The organism is Acidimicrobiales bacterium (genome assembly GCA_035533095.1).
Classification (GTDB): Bacteria; Actinomycetota; Acidimicrobiia; order Acidimicrobiales; family Palsa-688; genus DATLUM01.
The window spans coordinates 1-16,891 of the sequence record DATLUM010000133.1; the positions used below are offsets into that span (position 1 = coordinate 1).

The 16,891-nt window shown below is 67.1% G+C and carries 15 protein-coding genes; 7 read left to right on the forward strand and 8 right to left on the reverse strand.

The features are described 5' to 3' along the window. The 3 genes from VNF71_15340 to VNF71_15350 form a co-directional block, all read left to right on the forward strand. Positions 1 to 361: hypothetical protein (locus VNF71_15340; GenBank protein ID HVA75928.1), on the forward strand; the 361-nt coding region annotated here is incomplete at its 5' end. A gap of 44 nt (positions 362 to 405) precedes the next feature. Further along, positions 406 to 1,248, forward strand: a complete 843-nt coding sequence (locus tag VNF71_15345; GenBank protein ID HVA75929.1) for a thioesterase family protein — start codon at positions 406 to 408, stop codon at positions 1,246 to 1,248. A 9-nt stretch (positions 1,249 to 1,257) separates the two neighbouring features. Next, on the forward strand, positions 1,258 to 4,230 hold the full coding sequence (locus VNF71_15350; GenBank protein HVA75930.1) for an alpha-mannosidase: 2,973 nt from the start codon (positions 1,258 to 1,260) through the stop codon (positions 4,228 to 4,230). On the opposite strand, the gene VNF71_15355 is transcribed toward VNF71_15350, so the two are convergent. Genes VNF71_15355 through VNF71_15370 form a run of 4 tightly spaced genes read right to left on the reverse strand, consistent with a single transcriptional unit; the run spans position 4,227 to position 7,430 of the window. Then, a complete protein-coding gene (locus tag VNF71_15355; GenBank protein ID HVA75931.1) occupies positions 4,227 to 5,375 on the reverse strand; it encodes a thiolase domain-containing protein in 1,149 nt (382 codons plus the stop codon). The genes VNF71_15350 and VNF71_15355 overlap by 4 nt on opposite strands. Continuing rightward, positions 5,375 to 6,433, reverse strand: a complete 1,059-nt coding sequence (locus VNF71_15360; protein HVA75932.1) for a lipid-transfer protein — start codon at positions 6,431 to 6,433, stop codon at positions 5,375 to 5,377. Before VNF71_15360 ends, VNF71_15355 begins: the two co-directional genes overlap by 1 nt. Next, the gene (locus VNF71_15365; GenBank protein ID HVA75933.1) at positions 6,433 to 6,984 is read right to left on the reverse strand and encodes a Zn-ribbon domain-containing OB-fold protein; all 552 of its coding nucleotides are present in this window, start codon (positions 6,982 to 6,984) and stop codon (positions 6,433 to 6,435) included. The genes VNF71_15360 and VNF71_15365 overlap by 1 nt, the downstream gene beginning before the upstream one ends. After that, positions 6,981 to 7,430, reverse strand: a complete 450-nt coding sequence (locus VNF71_15370; protein ID HVA75934.1) for an OB-fold domain-containing protein — start codon at positions 7,428 to 7,430, stop codon at positions 6,981 to 6,983. Before VNF71_15370 ends, VNF71_15365 begins: the two co-directional genes overlap by 4 nt. Before the next feature lie 53 nt (positions 7,431 to 7,483). Between VNF71_15370 and VNF71_15375 the strand changes: the two genes are divergently transcribed. After that, entirely contained in the window at positions 7,484 to 8,521 is a 1,038-nt protein-coding gene (locus VNF71_15375; GenBank protein HVA75935.1) for an LLM class F420-dependent oxidoreductase, read from the forward strand. A 40-nt stretch (positions 8,522 to 8,561) separates the two neighbouring features. On the opposite strand, the gene VNF71_15380 is transcribed toward VNF71_15375, so the two are convergent. Then, positions 8,562 to 9,788 (reverse strand): cytochrome P450, encoded by a 1,227-nt coding sequence (locus VNF71_15380; GenBank protein HVA75936.1) that lies wholly within the window; start codon positions 9,786 to 9,788, stop codon positions 8,562 to 8,564. 148 nt (positions 9,789 to 9,936) lie between these two features. Here VNF71_15380 and VNF71_15385 point away from each other — a divergent pair, with 148 nt between their 5' ends. Beyond that, positions 9,937 to 11,082, forward strand: coding sequence for a nitronate monooxygenase family protein (locus VNF71_15385; GenBank protein HVA75937.1), 1,146 nt, complete (start codon positions 9,937 to 9,939; stop codon positions 11,080 to 11,082). Positions 11,083 to 11,101: 19 nt separating this feature from the next. On the opposite strand, the gene VNF71_15390 is transcribed toward VNF71_15385, so the two are convergent. Further along, entirely contained in the window at positions 11,102 to 12,289 is a 1,188-nt protein-coding gene (locus tag VNF71_15390; GenBank protein HVA75938.1) for a M20 family metallopeptidase, read from the reverse strand. Positions 12,290 to 12,418: 129 nt separating this feature from the next. Between VNF71_15390 and VNF71_15395 the strand changes: the two genes are divergently transcribed. Together VNF71_15395 and VNF71_15400 are read left to right on the forward strand one after the other, a co-directional pair. Next, positions 12,419 to 13,222 (forward strand): enoyl-CoA hydratase/isomerase family protein, encoded by an 804-nt coding sequence (locus VNF71_15395; protein ID HVA75939.1) that lies wholly within the window; start codon positions 12,419 to 12,421, stop codon positions 13,220 to 13,222. Between the two features lie 40 nt (positions 13,223 to 13,262). Then, positions 13,263 to 14,111 carry an acyl-CoA thioesterase domain-containing protein gene (locus tag VNF71_15400; GenBank protein ID HVA75940.1) on the forward strand — a complete coding sequence of 283 codons (849 nt, stop codon included), beginning with the start codon at positions 13,263 to 13,265 and terminating at the stop codon, positions 14,109 to 14,111. Here the strand turns inward: VNF71_15400 and VNF71_15405 are convergent. Beyond that, positions 14,108 to 16,480 (reverse strand): bifunctional FO biosynthesis protein CofGH, encoded by a 2,373-nt coding sequence (locus VNF71_15405; protein HVA75941.1) that lies wholly within the window; start codon positions 16,478 to 16,480, stop codon positions 14,108 to 14,110. The genes VNF71_15400 and VNF71_15405 overlap by 4 nt on opposite strands. 54 nt (positions 16,481 to 16,534) lie before the next feature. Next, positions 16,535 to 16,891, reverse strand: a 357-nt coding sequence (locus tag VNF71_15410; protein ID HVA75942.1) for a hypothetical protein, incomplete at its 5' end; no start/stop codon positions are given.

Here is a 16,891-nt window from a genome sequence, read left to right on the forward strand (position 1 = left end):
CACCGCCGTCCCGAAAGGCTGGTTCGCGGATCTCGGGCAGAGGTTGGAGGAGCTCGGTATCGAGTTCCCCTCCATCGAAAGCCCGGAGGATGCCGCGGTGCCGGCCGAAGAGGGCGCGTCAGGACCGGAGGAGTGGGGGACTCCCGACGAAGAGGTCACCACGATCGTTGACGTGAGCGGCGCTTTGGACAGGAAGTTCGATTCGCTCACTGCTCACGCCAGCCAGTCGGACAACATCTTCTTCTTGCAGATGGGGCGCAAGGCTTTCGGCGAGATCATGACGCGTGAGGCGTTCGTCAGGGTGCTGGACCGTACCGGCGCCGAACTGCCGGAGGACGATTTGTTCGCGGGTCTGCGCTGAAACCCGTTTGACCGTCAACCGGCTCACCTAGCAACCTCTGCGGCGTGGCTTCTTTCGCCGAGGAGATAACCGTCGAGCCCGCCGGCGAAGGAAGGTACCGGGCGTTCCTCAGCCATGACTGGGACCTTGCACCTCTTCCTCAGGGCGGGATCGTCGCGTCGTTCGCCCTGCGTGCCGCCGGCTTCGAAGTGCACGACCCGTCGCAGCAGCTGCGCACGTGTACGACCGTGTTCGCAGGGCAGGTCACCGCCGGTGAGCTCGAGGTGGATGTATCGGTCTTGAGACGTGGCCGTTCGGCGAGCCAGGTCTCCGCGACGGTTCGCAACGCGGGTGCAGCCGCTGGGGCCACCGTGCTCGCTGTCTTCGGCGGGCCGCGCCGCGGTCCCGAATTCGTCGACGTCAACTCACCGAAGGTCCCGGCTCCCCTCGATTGCCCGTCCTACCGGGACCCCCCGCCCGAAGGCGTGGACCCCATGGACCCGTTCCCGTTCTGGCGGCACGTCGAAGGCCGTGCCGCGATGGGTCATGCCCCCTGGGAGGAGTACGAGCCTGAGTCGTCCGACACGGCTACGTGGTTGCGATTCGACGAACCCCCTCTCTTGGAGGACGGTTCGGTGGACCCCCTCGCGGTGCTGACCCTTGCCGACCGGATGCCCGGGTCGATCGGTGAGCGCCTCGGCCGCCAGGGGCCCCAGTGGTTCGCCCCGAGTGCCGACCTGACGGTCCATTTTTGCGCGCCCCTACGAACGGAGTGGCTGCTCGCGCACGACCGTGCCCGGTGGGCGAGCGACGGTTGGGCGTCCGCTGAGAGCACCCTCTGGGACGAGGACGGCACGCTGGTGGCGTACGCCACGCAGATGATGCTCTTCACCTACATGACCGGTTAGCTTCCCCTCATGCCCGACGAACCCGCTGACATCGAGCGGTTCCTGCGGGACGTCCTGACCCCCGCCATCTACCCGAGCAGAGCACCGCTCGAGATCTCGGCACTTCGGGTGGGCGGTGAGCCGATTCCGTTCGGCGAGGCGGTTTCCGGGCGCTTCACTCCCTTCGAGGTCGGCGAGGATTGGGGCGGCATGTGGGACACCACCTGGTTTCGCCTCTCCGGCGAGGTACCGGCCGGCTGGAGCGAACCCGTGGCGCTCGTGCATCTCGGCGGCGACGACATGGTCGGGTTCAGCGCGGAGGGTCTGGTCTGGAGCCCAGGCGGCGAGGCGATCCAGGGGGTTCACCACCGGCACCGCGAAGTGGGACTCACCGGCTTGCGTGACCGCGACCGGGTCGGGTTCTACGTCGAAGCTGCAGCGAATCCGATCCCTCCCTGGCACTTGCGCGACTGGCCTGATCTCGCGCCCGACTACGACGGCAAGGCCCTCTACACCCTGCGCCAAGCTGAGCTAGCCGAACCCGACCGTGACGCCGAGGCTCTCTACATCGACATCAAGGTGCTCCTCGAATCCTCCGCGCATGTTCCCGAGCGACACGACGAGATTCTCTCCGCCCTGCAGGACGCGTGCGCGCTGGTCGGAGCCGGCCGACCACCCGCGGAGGCCCGGCAGGTGCTGCGCCCGCTGCTTGCCCGCCCGACTCTGTCCTCGCACCGCGTGACCGCGGTCGGGCACGCGCACATCGACTCGGCATGGCTTTGGCCGGTTCGCGAGACACGACGCAAGTGCGCGCGGACCTTCGCCAACCAACTGCGGCTCATGGAGCGATACCCCGAGCACCGGTTCGCGTGCAGCCAGGCAGCTCAGTACCAGTGGATCAAGGACGAACACCCACACCTGTACGAGCAGATCAAGGCGAGGGTCGCGGAAGGTCGCTGGGAACCCGTCGGGGGCATGTGGGTCGAGGCGGACTCGAACGTTCCGTCCGGAGAGTCGCTCGTACGCCAGCTCGTGTACGGCAAACGATTCTTCCTCGACGAGTTCGCGATAGAGACGGCGGAACTCTGGATCCCGGATGTCTTCGGCTACAGCGCAGCGCTCCCGCAGATCGCCTCGCAAGCCGGGATCCGGGCGATCGTCACCCAGAAGATGAGCTGGAACGACACCAACGTCTTTCCCCACACCACCTTCTGGTGGGAAGGCCACGACGGCAGCCGGATCCTCGCCCATTTTCCGCCTGCTGACACGTACAACGGCACCTTCTCGGTATCCGAGATCGTCAAGTCCCGCGACAACCACAAGGATCGCGAGCGATCCGACTCGAGCCTGTATCCCTTCGGCTTCGGCGACGGCGGGGGAGGGCCGACCTCGCACATGCTCGAGAGAGCCCGGCGGCTCGCCGGCCTCGGCGGCCTGCCCGAGGTAGCCATCGGATCGGTGGGTGCATTCCTGCAATCGCTCGACACCGACCGCTTCGCGACGTGGACCGGCGAGCTGTACCTCGAAGCCCACCGGGCCACGCTCACCACCCACGCCGACGTAAAGGCTGGGAACCGGCGCTGCGAGGAGGCACTGCGCGCAGCTGAAATGTGGTCCGTCGCCGCCGGCGTCGACCGCCGCCGCGAGCTCGACGCCGCATGGAAACTTCTGCTCTTCAACCAGTTCCACGACATCATCCCGGGTTCGAGCATCCGTTGGGTCTACGAGGACGCGACGCACGACTATCGCGAGATCCAGCGGATGGCGGGTGAGGTGATCTCCGAGTCCCTCAGCAGGCTCGCCCCTGAGCCGGTCCTCGCAGGCGTGACGGTCTTCAATCCCTCCTCCTACGACCGGCAGGATGTCGTCGACATCGACGGCCGAACGGCAGTCGTCTCCGCACCCGCTTGCGGCTGGGCCCGAGCGTCTCACTCAGCCGGGTTGCCCGAAGGCTGGCATCCGGTGTCCGCCGGTGACGGCTGGATCGACAATGGCATCCTGCGCGTGCGCTGGGACCGCGACGGGCTCCTCACTTCGGTCTGGGATCACGCCGCCCAGCGTGAGGTTCTCGCCGAGGGTGAGCGGGGCAACCTCTTCCAGCTCCACGAAGACGAACCCCGTGCTTTCGACGCCTGGGACGTGGACCGCTCCTACCTGGACACCGTCGAGGACCTCAGGCACCTCGACTCCGCCGAGCTCGTCGAGTCGAACCCCCTCAGAGCGTCGGTCCGCTTCACCCGCCGGTTCGGGTCTTCTTGCATCACCCAGGTCATGTCACTGGCCGCAGGGGCCCGTCACGTCGAGTTCCGCACCGAGGTCGACTGGCAGGAACGCCACCGCTTCCTGAAGGTCGCCTTCCCCGTAGCCGTACATTCGCCGCGGGCTACCTACGAGATCCAGCACGGGTACATCGAACGCTCGACGATCGAGAACACCAGTTGGGACCGAGCGCGCTTCGAGGTGTGCGCGCACCGGTGGGCCGACCTCGGCGAGCCCGGTTACGGAGTGGCCCTGCTCAACGACTGCAAGTACGGCTACGACATCCGCGGCCACACGATGCGCCTGTCTCTTCTGCGCGGCCCCGGCTACCCCGACCCGAGTGCGGACCGTGGGACCCACCAGTTCACGTACGCCCTCTTGCCGCACCCGGGTGACTTCAGGGACGCTCAGGTGCCCGAGCGTGCCGAGGCACTCAACCTGCCCCTCACCACCGCCGCCGGACTGGCACCGGCCAGTGGAAGCGTCCTGCATGTCGACCGGCCCGGAGTGAGCGTCGAAGTCGTCAAATGGGCCGACGACGGTGACGGTGTGATCGTGCGGATCTGCGAGGTGCACGGTTCGAGGGGACCGCTGACGGTCACGCTCCAGGCCGGCCCGGCCGGACTGAGCAACGTCCACCATTGCGATCTCCTCGAACGTGACGTCGAGGAACTCGACCTCGACGGCCGTTCGGTCAGCCTCACGCTGAGACCGTTCGAGCTCGTCACGCTCCGGTTCCGCTAGCCCGGCGGCTGGTCCCGGAGGACTCCCATCGCGAAGTACTGCGCGGCACCTCCGTAGGCCTGCGCCAAAGCGGTACGAACCCCTTCGATCTGGTGCTCGCCGGCGAGACCGCGGACCTGCAGCGCCGCCTCGGCGAAGCGGACCATCCCCGACGCCCCGATGGCGTTCGTGGACAGGACCCCGCCCGACGGGTTCACGGGGAATGCGCCGCCCAGGTCGGTCTCGCCCGTATCGACCATCTTCCAGCCCTCACCTGGACCGGCGATGTCGTGGCCCTCGAGCCACATCGGCTCGTACCAGCTGAACGGCACGTAGAGCTCCGCCATGTCGATCTGGCTTCGCGGGTCGGTGATACCGGCCTGGCGGTAGACGTCGTGCGCGCATTCGACCCCGGCCTGCGGCCGGACCGGGTTGCGGCCCGGGAACTGCCCGAGCTCGCTGCGGACCGACAGGGCGTGGATCCAGGCGGGCGGGCGCGGCGAGCGGCGGGCGCCGGCCTCGTTGGTGAGCACGACGGCGCACGCACCGTCGGACGATGGGCAGGACTCCTGAAACCGGATCGGATCCCACAACATCGGGGACTCCTTGACCTTCTCCAAGGTGATGTCCGGCATCTTCAGGTGGGCGTAGGGGTTCTTGGCCGCGTTGCGGCGGTCCTTCACCGCGACCATCCATCCGATGTACTCGGGCGCGCCGGACTGCTGGATGTACGCCCGCATCCACGGCGCGAACGCACCGCCGGCGCCTATCCCCCCGGAGCGCCCACCGGCGAGGCCCCACTGGGCGTTGCCCTCGGACTGCTTCTCCCAGGACACGGCGAGCACGGTCTGGTGGATCCCGGTGATCACGTGGTGGGCGCCGACGATGAACGTCGACCCCCCTACCGAGCCGGCGGTGTGGACACGCAGCAACGGCTTCCCGGTGGCTCCCAGAGCGTCCGCGAGGAAGATCTCCGGCATCACGATCCCCTCGAACGCGTCGGGCGCCTTGCCGATCACGACGGCGTCGACCTCGGCGAGGGTGATCTCCGCGTCGGTCAGCGCCCGATCAATCGCCTCCCGCAGCAAACCGGCGATCGATACGTCGTCGCGCCGCTTCTTGAAGTGCGTCTGGCCGATACCGACGACGGCACAGCGTTCGCCCATCACTCACCCTCCAGGAGGCAAACCAGGTTCTGTTGGAGCAGCGGACCGCTCGTCGCGTGTGCGAGTGCGGTGCGGGCTGAACCGTCGATGATTCGGGCGGCGGCCTCGATGATGCGGATCAGCCCGACAGCCATGATCGGGTTGCCTGCGAGAGGGCCGCCGGAAGGGTTCACGTTGGCGCCGGCGCCCAACCCGAGGGCGTCGCGCAGGATCACCTCCTGCGGGCTGAACGTGGAGGACACCTCGACTACGTCCAACGGTCCGCCGTCGTACCCCGCCTTGCGGGCGGCGAGCGTCGTCGAAGCCGACGACGTGATGTCGCGCATGCCCGGCTGGTGGGGTTCGATCCGGTGGTCGATGCCGCTGATCCACGCCGGGCGCTCGCACAGCGCTCGCGCCCGGTCTCCTCGGGCGAGCACTACCGCGACGGCGCCGTCTGAGATCGGCGGCACGTCGTGCCTGCGCAGGGGAGCGCGGAAGTACGGTTCTTCCAGGAGGGACTCGACGTCGAACTCCCCGGCCAGCTGCGCGTTCGGGTTGCCGAGAGCGTTGTGCCGGCTGCCGGAGACCACCTCTGCGAAATCCCGCTCTGTCGCCTTTCCCGCGTCGATCAACGCCCTCCCCTGTATGGCGGCGAGTGACACCGGGTCCACGCCGAGCGGGGCCAGGTAGTACGGGTCGAGCTGCTGGGCCCAGACCTCTGCGGGGTTGGACGGAGACGATTTGCCGGACCCGAACGCCAGCGCGACGTCGATGTCACCCTCGAGCAGGCGCATCCAGGCCTCGTACATCGCCCAGGCTCCGTCCGCCTCGACGTGCGACTCGGAGATCGGGGGCCACGCGCCGGCGGCCTCGAGGTTGCTGACGAACGCAAACGGCCCGCCCGTCAGGTAGTCGCAGCTCCCCGCGCACGTGAAGCCGATCTCGCGCCGGTCCATCCCCGCCATCTCTATCGCCGCGGACACCGTCGGGACGAGGAGCTGTACCTCGCTCAGGTCGGCGTCGCGGACCGAGGGTGTCTGGGCGTAGCCGACAATTGCGATGTCGCTGCCGGGCATCAGAAGATGTGCTCCTTGTAGATGTCTTCGGAGGCGTCGGGCTCACCCGTGGCTTCGAAGGCCGATACCACCGAGCCGATACCGCCCCAACCGCGGTTGGATATCCCCTCGGCGCTGCGCTCCTCCTTGGGTTTCCACACGGCTCTGACCCGCAGGCCCATCCGTAGCTCTTCGTGGGGGATGCCGATGATGTCCTGCCCGTTCAAGGGCGTATCCGCACCGTCGAGCAAGACCGAGGCGTACACAAAAGGATCGGTGGCCTTCTGCCCGTAGTACGCGACGGGTGTGATAATCGTGAAACCGGTGACGGTGCCCTTGTCGACGACTTCGACCTCGTCCGCCTCGCTGGTGGCGACGACGCACAGCGGGCAGTAACCCTTCGACGGCACGTAGACCCTGCCGCACGACGGGCACTTGTGCCCGACGAATCGCCCTTCGAGGAGCATGTCGACGAAGCGGTTCAGGTTGGGGGTCAGGCGTTCCCGGTAGGTGAGGGAGACGAGGTGCTCCATCACCAGGTTTTCCTTCGGGGTCGCAGTATCGCTGCTCATCGCTTCTCCGGCTCCCACGCCTCGAGATCGGTGATCAGCCCCTTCGGTTCGCTCGCGAACCGTGCAGCGACACGCATCCCGCTCGACATCGTCTCGATGCTCCCCGCGTCGACCGCCGACACGATCGCGGTGTCTGCGCCGTCGGGCCGCACGAGCGCGAACGCGAACGGGTGCTGGAGGGGATGCTTCGGTGTCGGGTCGTCCACCCACGCCCACGACTCCACCGTCCCGCCCGGCCCGACCGGGACTAGCTCGGTCCCGAGCGACTCTCCGGTCTGTGGGTCGTACTCCATCGGTGGAACCAGAACCCGCCCGTCGGCGCCCCGGATGCCGAGCAACCGGCCTTCTCGAAGGCCGGCGATGAACGCTCCCATCACGGGTCCGAGCGTCCGGCTGTAGGGAAACTCGAGCTTGGTCTCGCTCGTCCTCGTGCTGGTCTCGGTCACCCCGAAATAAGAACACATTCTAGTTCTGGGGGCAAGGGAGGTATGGTTGCGCGATGAAACTCGGTCTGCAGCTCGGTTACTGGCAGGCGCAGCCGCCGGCCGGCGCGTTGGAGAAGGTGCTCGAAGCCGAGAAGCTGGGATTCGACATCGTCTTCACTGCGGAGGCGTGGGGTTCGGATGCCTTCAGTCCCCTGGCATGGTGGGGTGCTTCCACCTCGCGCATCCGCCTGGGCACCTCGATCGTCCAGATCTCCGCGAGGACTCCCGCTTCGACGGCGATGCACGCGCTGACCATCGACCACCTGTCCGGGGGCCGCCTGAGCCTGGGGCTCGGACTGTCCGGCCCGCAGGTCGTGGAGGGCTGGTACGGCCAGCCGTTCTCCAAGCCGCTCGCGCGGACGCGCGAGTACGTGTCGATCATCCGCCAGGTGCTTGCCCGCGAAGCTCCGGTGAGCAACCCCGGTCCGCACTACCCACTGCCCTACGACGGCCCGGGCGCGCTCGGTCTCGGCAAGCCCTTGAAGCCGATCACCCACCCGTTGCGGGCCGACGTCCCGATTCTGCTCGGATCCGAGGGTCCCAAGAACGTGGCGATGACCGCGGAGATCGCAGACGGGTGGCTTCCCATCTACTACTCGCCGAAGGCTGCCTCGATGTACCGCAGTTGGCTCGACGAGGGGTTCGCCCGGCCCGGCGCACGGCGCACGGCGGCCGATTTCGAGATCGCCTCCAACTGCAACGTGGTCGTCACCGACGACCGGGACGCTGTCCTGGAGACGATGAAACCGATCCTCGGCTTCTACATCGGCGGCATGGGTGCCAAGGAGATGAACTTCCACAAGAACGTCTTCGCGCGCATGGGCTACGAAAAGGAAGCCGACGAGATCCAGGACCTGTTCTTCGAGGGCAAGCGCGAGGAAGCCATCGCAGCCGTCCCTCTCCAGATGGTTGCCGACATATCGCTGGTCGGGACCCGTGAGCAGATCCGCGACGAGCTTTCCATGTGGGAGGAGGCCGGCGTCACCACGCTGGTCGTCGGCGCTCGCTCCTTGCAGGAGATGCGCGAGGTCGCCGACGTCATCCTCGGCTAGCGGCGTCGCCGGCCAACGTGAAGGTGCTCACGCCGAGCGTCTAGCCCTGACGATGGAATCGCACCGGTAGGTGCTTGATCCCGCCGATGAAGTTGGATCGCAGGCGCGAAACCTCGCCGATCGCCTCTACTGACTCCACGCGAGATGCCAACTCCTGGAAGAACAGCCTGATCTCCATGCGCGCCAGGTTCGCCCCGAGGCAGTGGTGCGGGCCACCACCTCCGAATGCGATGTGGTCGTTCGGCTCGCGCGCGATGTCGAACCTGAACGGATCGTCGAATACGTCCTCGTCCCTGTTCGCCGACACGTACCAGATGCCGACCTTGTCGCCCGCCCGCAGCTGGTGTCCTTTGTATTCGAGGTCCTCGGTGACGTTGCGCCTGAAGTAGAGAACCGGCGAAGCCCAGCGGAGGATTTCTTCGACGGCCGTGTCGATCAGCTCCGGCTTGGACACCAGCAGTTCGTACTGGTCGGGGTTCTCGATGAACGCGTTCATTCCGTGCGCGATGGCATTGCGGGTGGTCTCGTTGCCCGCCACCGCGAGCAGAAGGAAGAACAGGTTGAAGTCCATCGCGCTGAGCGCGTCCCCATCCACGTCCGCTGATAGCAGTTTCGTGATGATGTCGTCCTGGGGGTCTTCCCGGCGGCGGTCCGCGAGCTGCTGGGCGTAGAGGAACATCTCGAATTGCGCCTCTTGCACCTTGTCCATCGACACCGAGTACTCGGGGTCCTCGCTGCCGATCATCCGGTTCGACCAGTCGAACACCTTGTGGCGGTCCTCCGTGGGGACGCCCATCAGCTCTGCGATCACCTGCAACGGCAGTTCCGAAGCGACGTCGATGACGAAGTCGACCTCACCGGTGGACACGGCGTCGTCGATGATGCGCACGGTCAGCTCGCGGATGTGCGGCTCGAGCATCCCGATCATGCGGGGCGTGAAGCCCCTGTTCACCAGCCGGCGGTAGCGGGTGTGCGGAGGAGGGTCCATCGTGAGCATGAGGTTGCCGCCCTGCTCGACCCACTCGGCCTCCACCTCCGGCTCCTCGAGGCCGACAACGCCGCCCCTCGACTGCTCCGACGAGAAGTGCCGTGCGTCGCGACCGATCGCCGTGACGTCGTCGAGCTTGGTGAACACCCAGAAGCCCGGGCCCTTCGGCTCGGGGTGGTGGTAGATCGGGGCGTTGTTGCGAAGGAACGTGAACCAGTCGTGGGGGACACCTCGAGTGAAACGGTCCCGGTCCAGCAGGTCGATGTCCTCGAGCTTCACGTCGCCCTCCCCCTGGACATTGAAACGCGTTCTGTTTGTAGCACCCTAAGGGCTTTGGTGTCGAGGGCGCCGGCGGCGGGGTAGCCCCCCGCGCGAGCGGTTACAATCGAAACGCGTTCTATTTTTTGGTGACGAGCCGGGAGGGCACGTGAAGAGCGAGCTGTGCGAAATGCTGGGCATCGAATTCCCGATATTCGCCTTCACCCACTGTCGCGACGTCGCGGCAGCGGTGAGCCGTGCTGGGGGCATGGGAGTGCTGGGCGCTCTCGCGTTCTCCCCCGAGCAACTCGAGATCGAGCTGTCTTGGATCGACGAGCACTGCGGGGGCAAGCCGTACGGAGTCGACGTGGTGATGCCCGTCAAGAGCGCCGACCGCGAGGCCGGGCTCCATGACGAGAAGCAGCTCGCCCAGCAGCTGCGCGGAATGATCAGTCAGGCCCACTGGGACTACGTGGAGAAAATCCTCGCCGACCATGGTGTGCCCCCGCTCTCCGAGGAGCCGGACGCCGGTTCGAGCGCCGGAGACCCTCTGAGCTCAGGGGTTCTCGGTTGGACCGAGGCTACGGGTACCCCGCTCATCGACGTCGCCCTGGCTCATCCGATCTCGCTGCTGGCGAGCGCTCTCGGCCCCCCACCGAAGGAGGCGATCGACCGCGCGCACGAGCAGGGAGTGCAGGTTGCGGCCCTGATCGGGCGGGTCGAGCAGGCGGTCCGTGACGTGCAGAAGGGCGTCGACATCATCATCGCTCAGGGGTACGAGGCGGGAGGCCACACCGGAGAGGTCGCGAGCATGGTGCTCGTGCCAGATGTCGTCGATGCGGTGGCGCCTGTTCCCGTTCTGGCCGCGGGCGGTATCGCGACCGGACGCCAGATGGCTGCCGCGATGGCGCTCGGAGCGCAGGGAGTCTGGACCGGGTCGATCTGGTTGACGGTCAGCGAGGCGAATACCGGCGAGATCGCAATGGACAAGCTGCTCGCGGCGTCGTCCACCGACACCGTGCGTTCCAGGGCTCTCACCGGGAAGCCGGCACGCCAGCTGCGCACCGCGTGGACCGAGGCGTGGGAAGCACCGGAATCGCCGGGCACCCTGCCCATGCCCCTGCAGTTCATCCTCAACAACTACGCCATGCGCCGGATACAGCGTTCCAATAATCGGGAGCTCACCGGCATGCCGGTCGGCCAGGTCGTCAGCCGGATGAACAAGGTTCGCCCGAGCAAGGACGTCATCTACGACATGGTCGAGGAGTACATCGACACGATGACTCGTCTCGCCCAGGAGACCACCACAGCGTAAAGCGGTTCTGCGAACCTCTTTAGTTGAGGGCCATCCCCGCGTAGAGCGCTATCCCGGCAGCCATCGCCGGTTCGTCGATGACCATCCGGTTGGAATGGTTCGGCGCTGGGCGCGCGACCCCCCGGGGGCCGGCGCCGAGTATCGCCATGGAGCCCGGCACCGCCTGCAACACGTAGGACCAGTCTTCAGCGCCCATACCCGGGCTCGGCATGAGCACCGCCTTGTCCGAGCCGACGACCTTGCGCGCCACGTCGAGGGTGCGCTCGGCGGCGCCGGCGTTGTTGACGGTCACCGGGTAGTTGCCGTTCATCCACTCAACGGAAGCGCGGCAGTCGTGAGCAGTGGCGACGTTCTCCGCGACCTGGCGCACGGCGTCGACGACGAGGTCGCGGGTCTTGTCAGAGACCGCACGGATCGTCCCGTGGCACTCGACCGTCTCGGGGATCACGTTGAAGGCCGTTCCCGCCTGGATTGTGGTGACGGTGACGACCGCGGGGTCGAATGCCGGCACTCGCCGCGTCACCATTGCCTGCAGGGCGGTCACGATCTCGCAGGCAACCGGCACCGGATCTGTCGCGTCGTGCGGCATGGAAGCGTGTCCTCCGCCTCCGGTGACGACGATACGGAATTCGTCCGACGAAGCGAGGATCGTCCCGGGCCTGCATGTCACCAGTCCGGAAGGGACCACGGAGGTGATGTGGATCGCGAAGGCGCGGTCAACGGTGCCGTGCGCGTCGAGGATGCCCTCCTCGAGCATGAGCTTCGCGCCCCCGTGGCCTTCCTCCCCGGGCTGGAACATGAGCACGACCTTGCCGGGGAGCTCCTTGCGTCGCTGCTGCAGGAGAGTCGCCGCGCCCAGCAGCATCGCAACGTGAGCGTCGTGGCCGCACGCGTGCATCTTGCCGTCGACGGCGGACGCAAATGGAAGCCCGGTGTCCTCGGGCATCTCCAGAGCGTCCATGTCCGCGCGCAGGAGTGTCGTCGGCCCCGGGAGGTCGCCTTCGATCACCCCCACCACCGATGTCGTGCGCTGGCCGGGCACACCTGCCACCCCCGCGCGCTCGAGGCGGTCGAGGATCAGCTCCTGGGTGCGCGGCAGGTCCAGCCCGGTCTCCGGATGGGCGTGGATGTCGCGCCGCACCGCGACAGCGTTGTCGAGGATGCCGCCGGCGGCGGCAAATAGGTCGGATCCGTCGTTGTCGGCCACTGCCGGCTCCCTTTCCCTTGTTCGCCGGCGTTCACGCCGGCGCCCGAAATCCTACGGCCGCCCGGGCTGAATGGCGCGCGCCGACGTGGGGTTGGGGTCACCACCGCGCAGGTGGCAGAGTCTCCTGCCGTGGACTACACCTCCTACGAGCGCCTCGTCTTCGAGCGCCGAGAGCCGGGCATCCTCCTGATCACGATCAACCGGCCTGACCGTTTCAACGCCACCGACGAGACCCTGCACACCGAGCTCGCGAAGGTCTGGCTCGATGTGGGTGCGGACCCCGACACGCGGGTGGCGGTCATCACCGGAGCCGGTCGCGCGTTCTCGGCCGGCGGCGACTTCGAGATGATCGAGCGGATGGTCGGCAGCTACGAGCGGGTGACCTACATGCTCACGGAGATGGCCGACATGGTCTACAACGTCTTGAACTGCGAGAAGCCGATCGTTTCCGCCATCAACGGGCCGGCTGTCGGCGCCGGCCTGGTCATAGCGCTGAGCGCCGACATCTCGGTCTGCGCGCAGGACGCCCGCCTCGGCGACGGTCACGTTCGCCTCGGCGTGGCGGCCGGCGACCACGCCGCGATCCTGTGGCCGCTTCTCGCAGGGATGGCGAAGGCCCGTTATTACCTGCTGACGGGGGAGATGCTGACCGGCGCCGAGGCCGAGCGGCTGGGCATGGTCAGCCTCGCGGTGCCTCGCGAGGAGGTGTTGGCCAAGGCGCTGGAAGTTGCCGCCACGCTTGCGAGCGGGTCGCGAACCGCCATCCGATTCACGAAGAAGGCGCTCAACAACTGGGTCAAGCAGGCGGCCCCCATCTTCGAGCAATCGGCCGCCTACGAGATGTTGGGTTTCATGGGCCCCGACGTCGTCGAAGGTGTCGCGGCGTTGAAGGAGAAGCGCGAGCCTCGTTTTCCATCTGCTCACGAAGCTTAAAGAGGTTCTGCGAACCGCTTTTAGTAGCGTCGGCGTACGCATGGCAGATGAGGCACCTCCCTTCCGCACGGCCAAAGATCTCGTGGAGCTGTTCGACCTCGAGAAGATAGACGCCGACCTCTTCAGGGGCATCAACGAGCGAACGGCGGGCGAACGGCCGGCTCTCTTCGGCGGCCAGGTCGCCGCGCAGGCCCTGAGAGCGGCTGCACTCACGGTTCCTGAAGGACGGCTGCCTCACTCGCTCCACGGATACTTTCTCCGGCCGGGACGCGCGCAGATGCCGGTGATCCTCCGGGTGGACCGTGACCGCGACGGGAGGTCTTTTTCCGCCCGTCATGTGAGCGCCATCCAGGAAGGCCAGGTGATATTCAGCGCCCTGGCGTCGTTTCAGGTCCCCGAGAGCGGACCCGAATTCGAGCCACCGCTCCCGGCCGGCGCCGTGCTCCCGGAGGAGCTCGACTATCACCCTCCCCGTTTTCCGTTTGGGCGCGCCCTCGAAATGCAGCCGTTCCCGCCGGCGCGCCTCTACGAGCCGGGCGAGTTCCCCGTCCCCGCGAGGATGTGGGCGAAGTCCGGCACCCCGCTGCCCGACGATCCGGTCGTGCACGCATGCGCGCTCACGTACCTCTCCGACGTCGGCTCTGGCTTCGCCGATGGGGACAAGAGCGGGATCCCACGCGGAGGCCCCAGCCTCGACCACGCCATCTGGTTCCATCACCCGGTCAAGGCCGACGACTGGATGCTGCTGTGGCTGTCGCCTCTCAAGGCCGGCGGTTCGAGAGGCCTCTACACCGGCACCATGTACGACACTTCCGGAAAGTTGCTGGCGGTAATCAACCAGGAAATCCTCTTCCGATGGAACCCGCCGATGCCGCCGCCAAGCCTCTAGCCCGCCGGCGCCACCCGCCCGTACAGGGTGGTCCGTTGCTCCAAAGTGCGCCCCAACGGCTCGACGATCGCACGGAACCCCGCCTCGTCCATCCCCTGACCGTGGCTGGCGCCCGCCGCCCTCGAGATGTTCTCGTCGATGAGGGTTCCGCCCAGGTCGTTGACCCCGGCCATCAGCAGCTGCTGAGCCCCCTCGGCGCCCAGCTTCACCCACGAGGCTTGGATGTTGTCGATCAACCCGTGGTACGCGATGCGCGCAACCGCGTGCATGAGGATGACCTCCCGCCACGTGGGGCCGCGCCGGGCACGCCTTTGCAGGTAGATCGGCGCGGCCATGTGCACGAAGGGCAACCCGACGAACTCGGTGAACCCGCCGGTCTCCTTCTGCAGTTCGCGTGTCTTGACGATGTGCCGTGCCCAGTGCACCGGCTGCTCGATCGCCCCGAACATGATCGTGATGTTCGACCGCAGACCGACGGAGTGTGCCGTGCGGTGTGCATGCAGCCACTGTTCGGTATCGATCTTGTCCGGACAGAGGACGGCGCGGATCTCGTCATCGAGTATCTCGGCCGCTGTGCCAGGCAGGCTACGCAGCCCGGCCTCCATGAGCCGCTGTAGGTACGAATCGAGTGGCTCGCCCAGGCGTCGCGCGCCTTCTGTCACCTCGAGTGCGGTGAAGCCGTGGACATGGATGCCGGGGGCGGCGTCTTTCACCGCTTTGGCAACCTCGATGTAGTAGTCGCCGTCGAAGTCCGGGTGGATCCCGCCCTGGAGGCACACCTCGGTCGCGCCGAGATCCCAGGCTTCCGCCGTGCGACGAGCTATGTCCTCCAGGGTCAGGAGATACGGAGCGCCTCGGAGGTTGAGCGACAACGGACCCTTCGAGAACCCGCAGAAGCGGCACTTGAACGTGCAGACGTTGGTGTAGTTGATGTTGCGGTTGCTCACCCATGTGACGACGTCGCCGACCGCGGAGCGGCGCATCTCGTCCGCCAACCCTGCTACTGCCGCCACCTCCGGGCCGCGCGCCGAGAACAGAGCAACGATCTCGTCGATCCCCGGCTCCTGGCCATCCCGCACACCTTCGAGCACCTCAGCCACACGGCCGAGCCCGACCCCAGGCCTGCCGGCCACTCGATCGCCGACGTCGAGCAGCGCCGGCGGGTGGGCGTCCGCCCCCGAGTACCACTGCGTCGAGCGGCGACCGACCAGGACCACTTCCGCACCGTCGCCAACGTTGCGGTATTCGCCCACCTTCTGCGGGAACAACGACCCCGGATCGTCCCGTCCAAGGCCCTCTGCGTCGCTTCGGTCGAGCACCGGGAAGAGCGTTTGGTCGTCCAGCCACCGCGAGGGCGCAAGCACGAACTCCGGGTAGACCGTGAGCCTCGGAGCCAGCACGAACCCGCGCTCTTCGGTCACCGCCCGCAGCCGCTCGAGCGCCGGCCACGGCCTCTCCGGGTTCACGTGATCGGCCGTCAACGGCGACACGCCGCCCCAGTCGTCGATTCCCGCGTCGAGTAGCACACCGAAGTCGTCTGACAGGTTCGGGGGCGCCTGCAGGTGAACATCAGGAGGGAGGATGAGTCGCGCCAGGGCGATCGCCTCCAAGAAGTCGTCATGAGGGCACGGTGCACTGCGGGCCATCGCGGTCCCGGGCTTCGGCAGGAAGTTCTGGACGATCACCTCCTGGACATGGCCATGCCGTGCATGACTCGCTGCGATCGCCTCCAGCGCGGCAACGCGGTCGTCGCGTGTCTCGCCAATCCCGACGAGTATCCCGGTCGTGAACGGGATCGCCAGCTCTCCGGCGGCCTCTAGAGTCGCGAGCCGTCGTTGTGGGAGCTTGTCGGGTGATCCCCGGTGCGCGCCGAGGTCGCCTCGCAAGCTCTCGAGCATCATTCCCTGACTCGCGGTCACCGGGCGCAACGACGCAAGCTCCTCAGCGAAGAGCGCCCCGGCGTTCGCGTGCGGCAGCAGCCCGGTCTCGTCCATCACCAGGCGGCACATCGCGGCCAGGTAGCCGACGGTAGACGCGTAACCGTGCGATTCGAGCCACGCGCGCGCGACGGGATAGCGCTCCTCCGGCCGCTCACCCAAGGTGAAGAGTGCTTCGTGGCATCCCGCTTCGGCGCCGCTGCGGGCGATCTCGAGCACCTGCTCCTCCGTCATGAACGGAGAATCGATGCGCGCCGGCGCCTTCGCGAAGGTGCAGTAGCCGCAGCGATCCCGGCACAGCATCGTCAGAGGGATGAACACCTTCGGGGAATAGGTGACCCTGGCCCCATGGGCGGCATCGCTTACCTCTCGGGCGCGGCGCATCAGGTCGTCTAGTGGTGCGTCGAGGTGGATCGTGCTGACGGCGGCCATATCGGCAGCACGCTACCGCCGGCGCCGGTCCCGGCGTCTGCGAGAAGAGGGACTTCAGCCGGAAGCGGCGTCGGATATGGCCGCCACCACGTTCGGGGGGACCGGCGACGCCTGGCACTCGAGCACGACGGCGCTGCTGGCCACGGTCACATTCAAGGCGCACGGCGGCACAATCGGGCTGCGGTCCAGGTCGTAGCTGAAGGCCTTCTGGCCCTGAACGCTCAGAGTCAAGATGTGGCCGCTGGCGACGGTAACGGTGACGGGGATGGTCACACCGGCGACGGAAGCCAAGATGGTGTTGCCGGAGATGGACATCTGGATGCCCGTGACCGACGAGATGTCGGGCGCGGCGATGGTGAGTCGCGCGTCTGCGCTGTCGATCGAGGTGATTCGCACCTTCTGGTGGCTGAT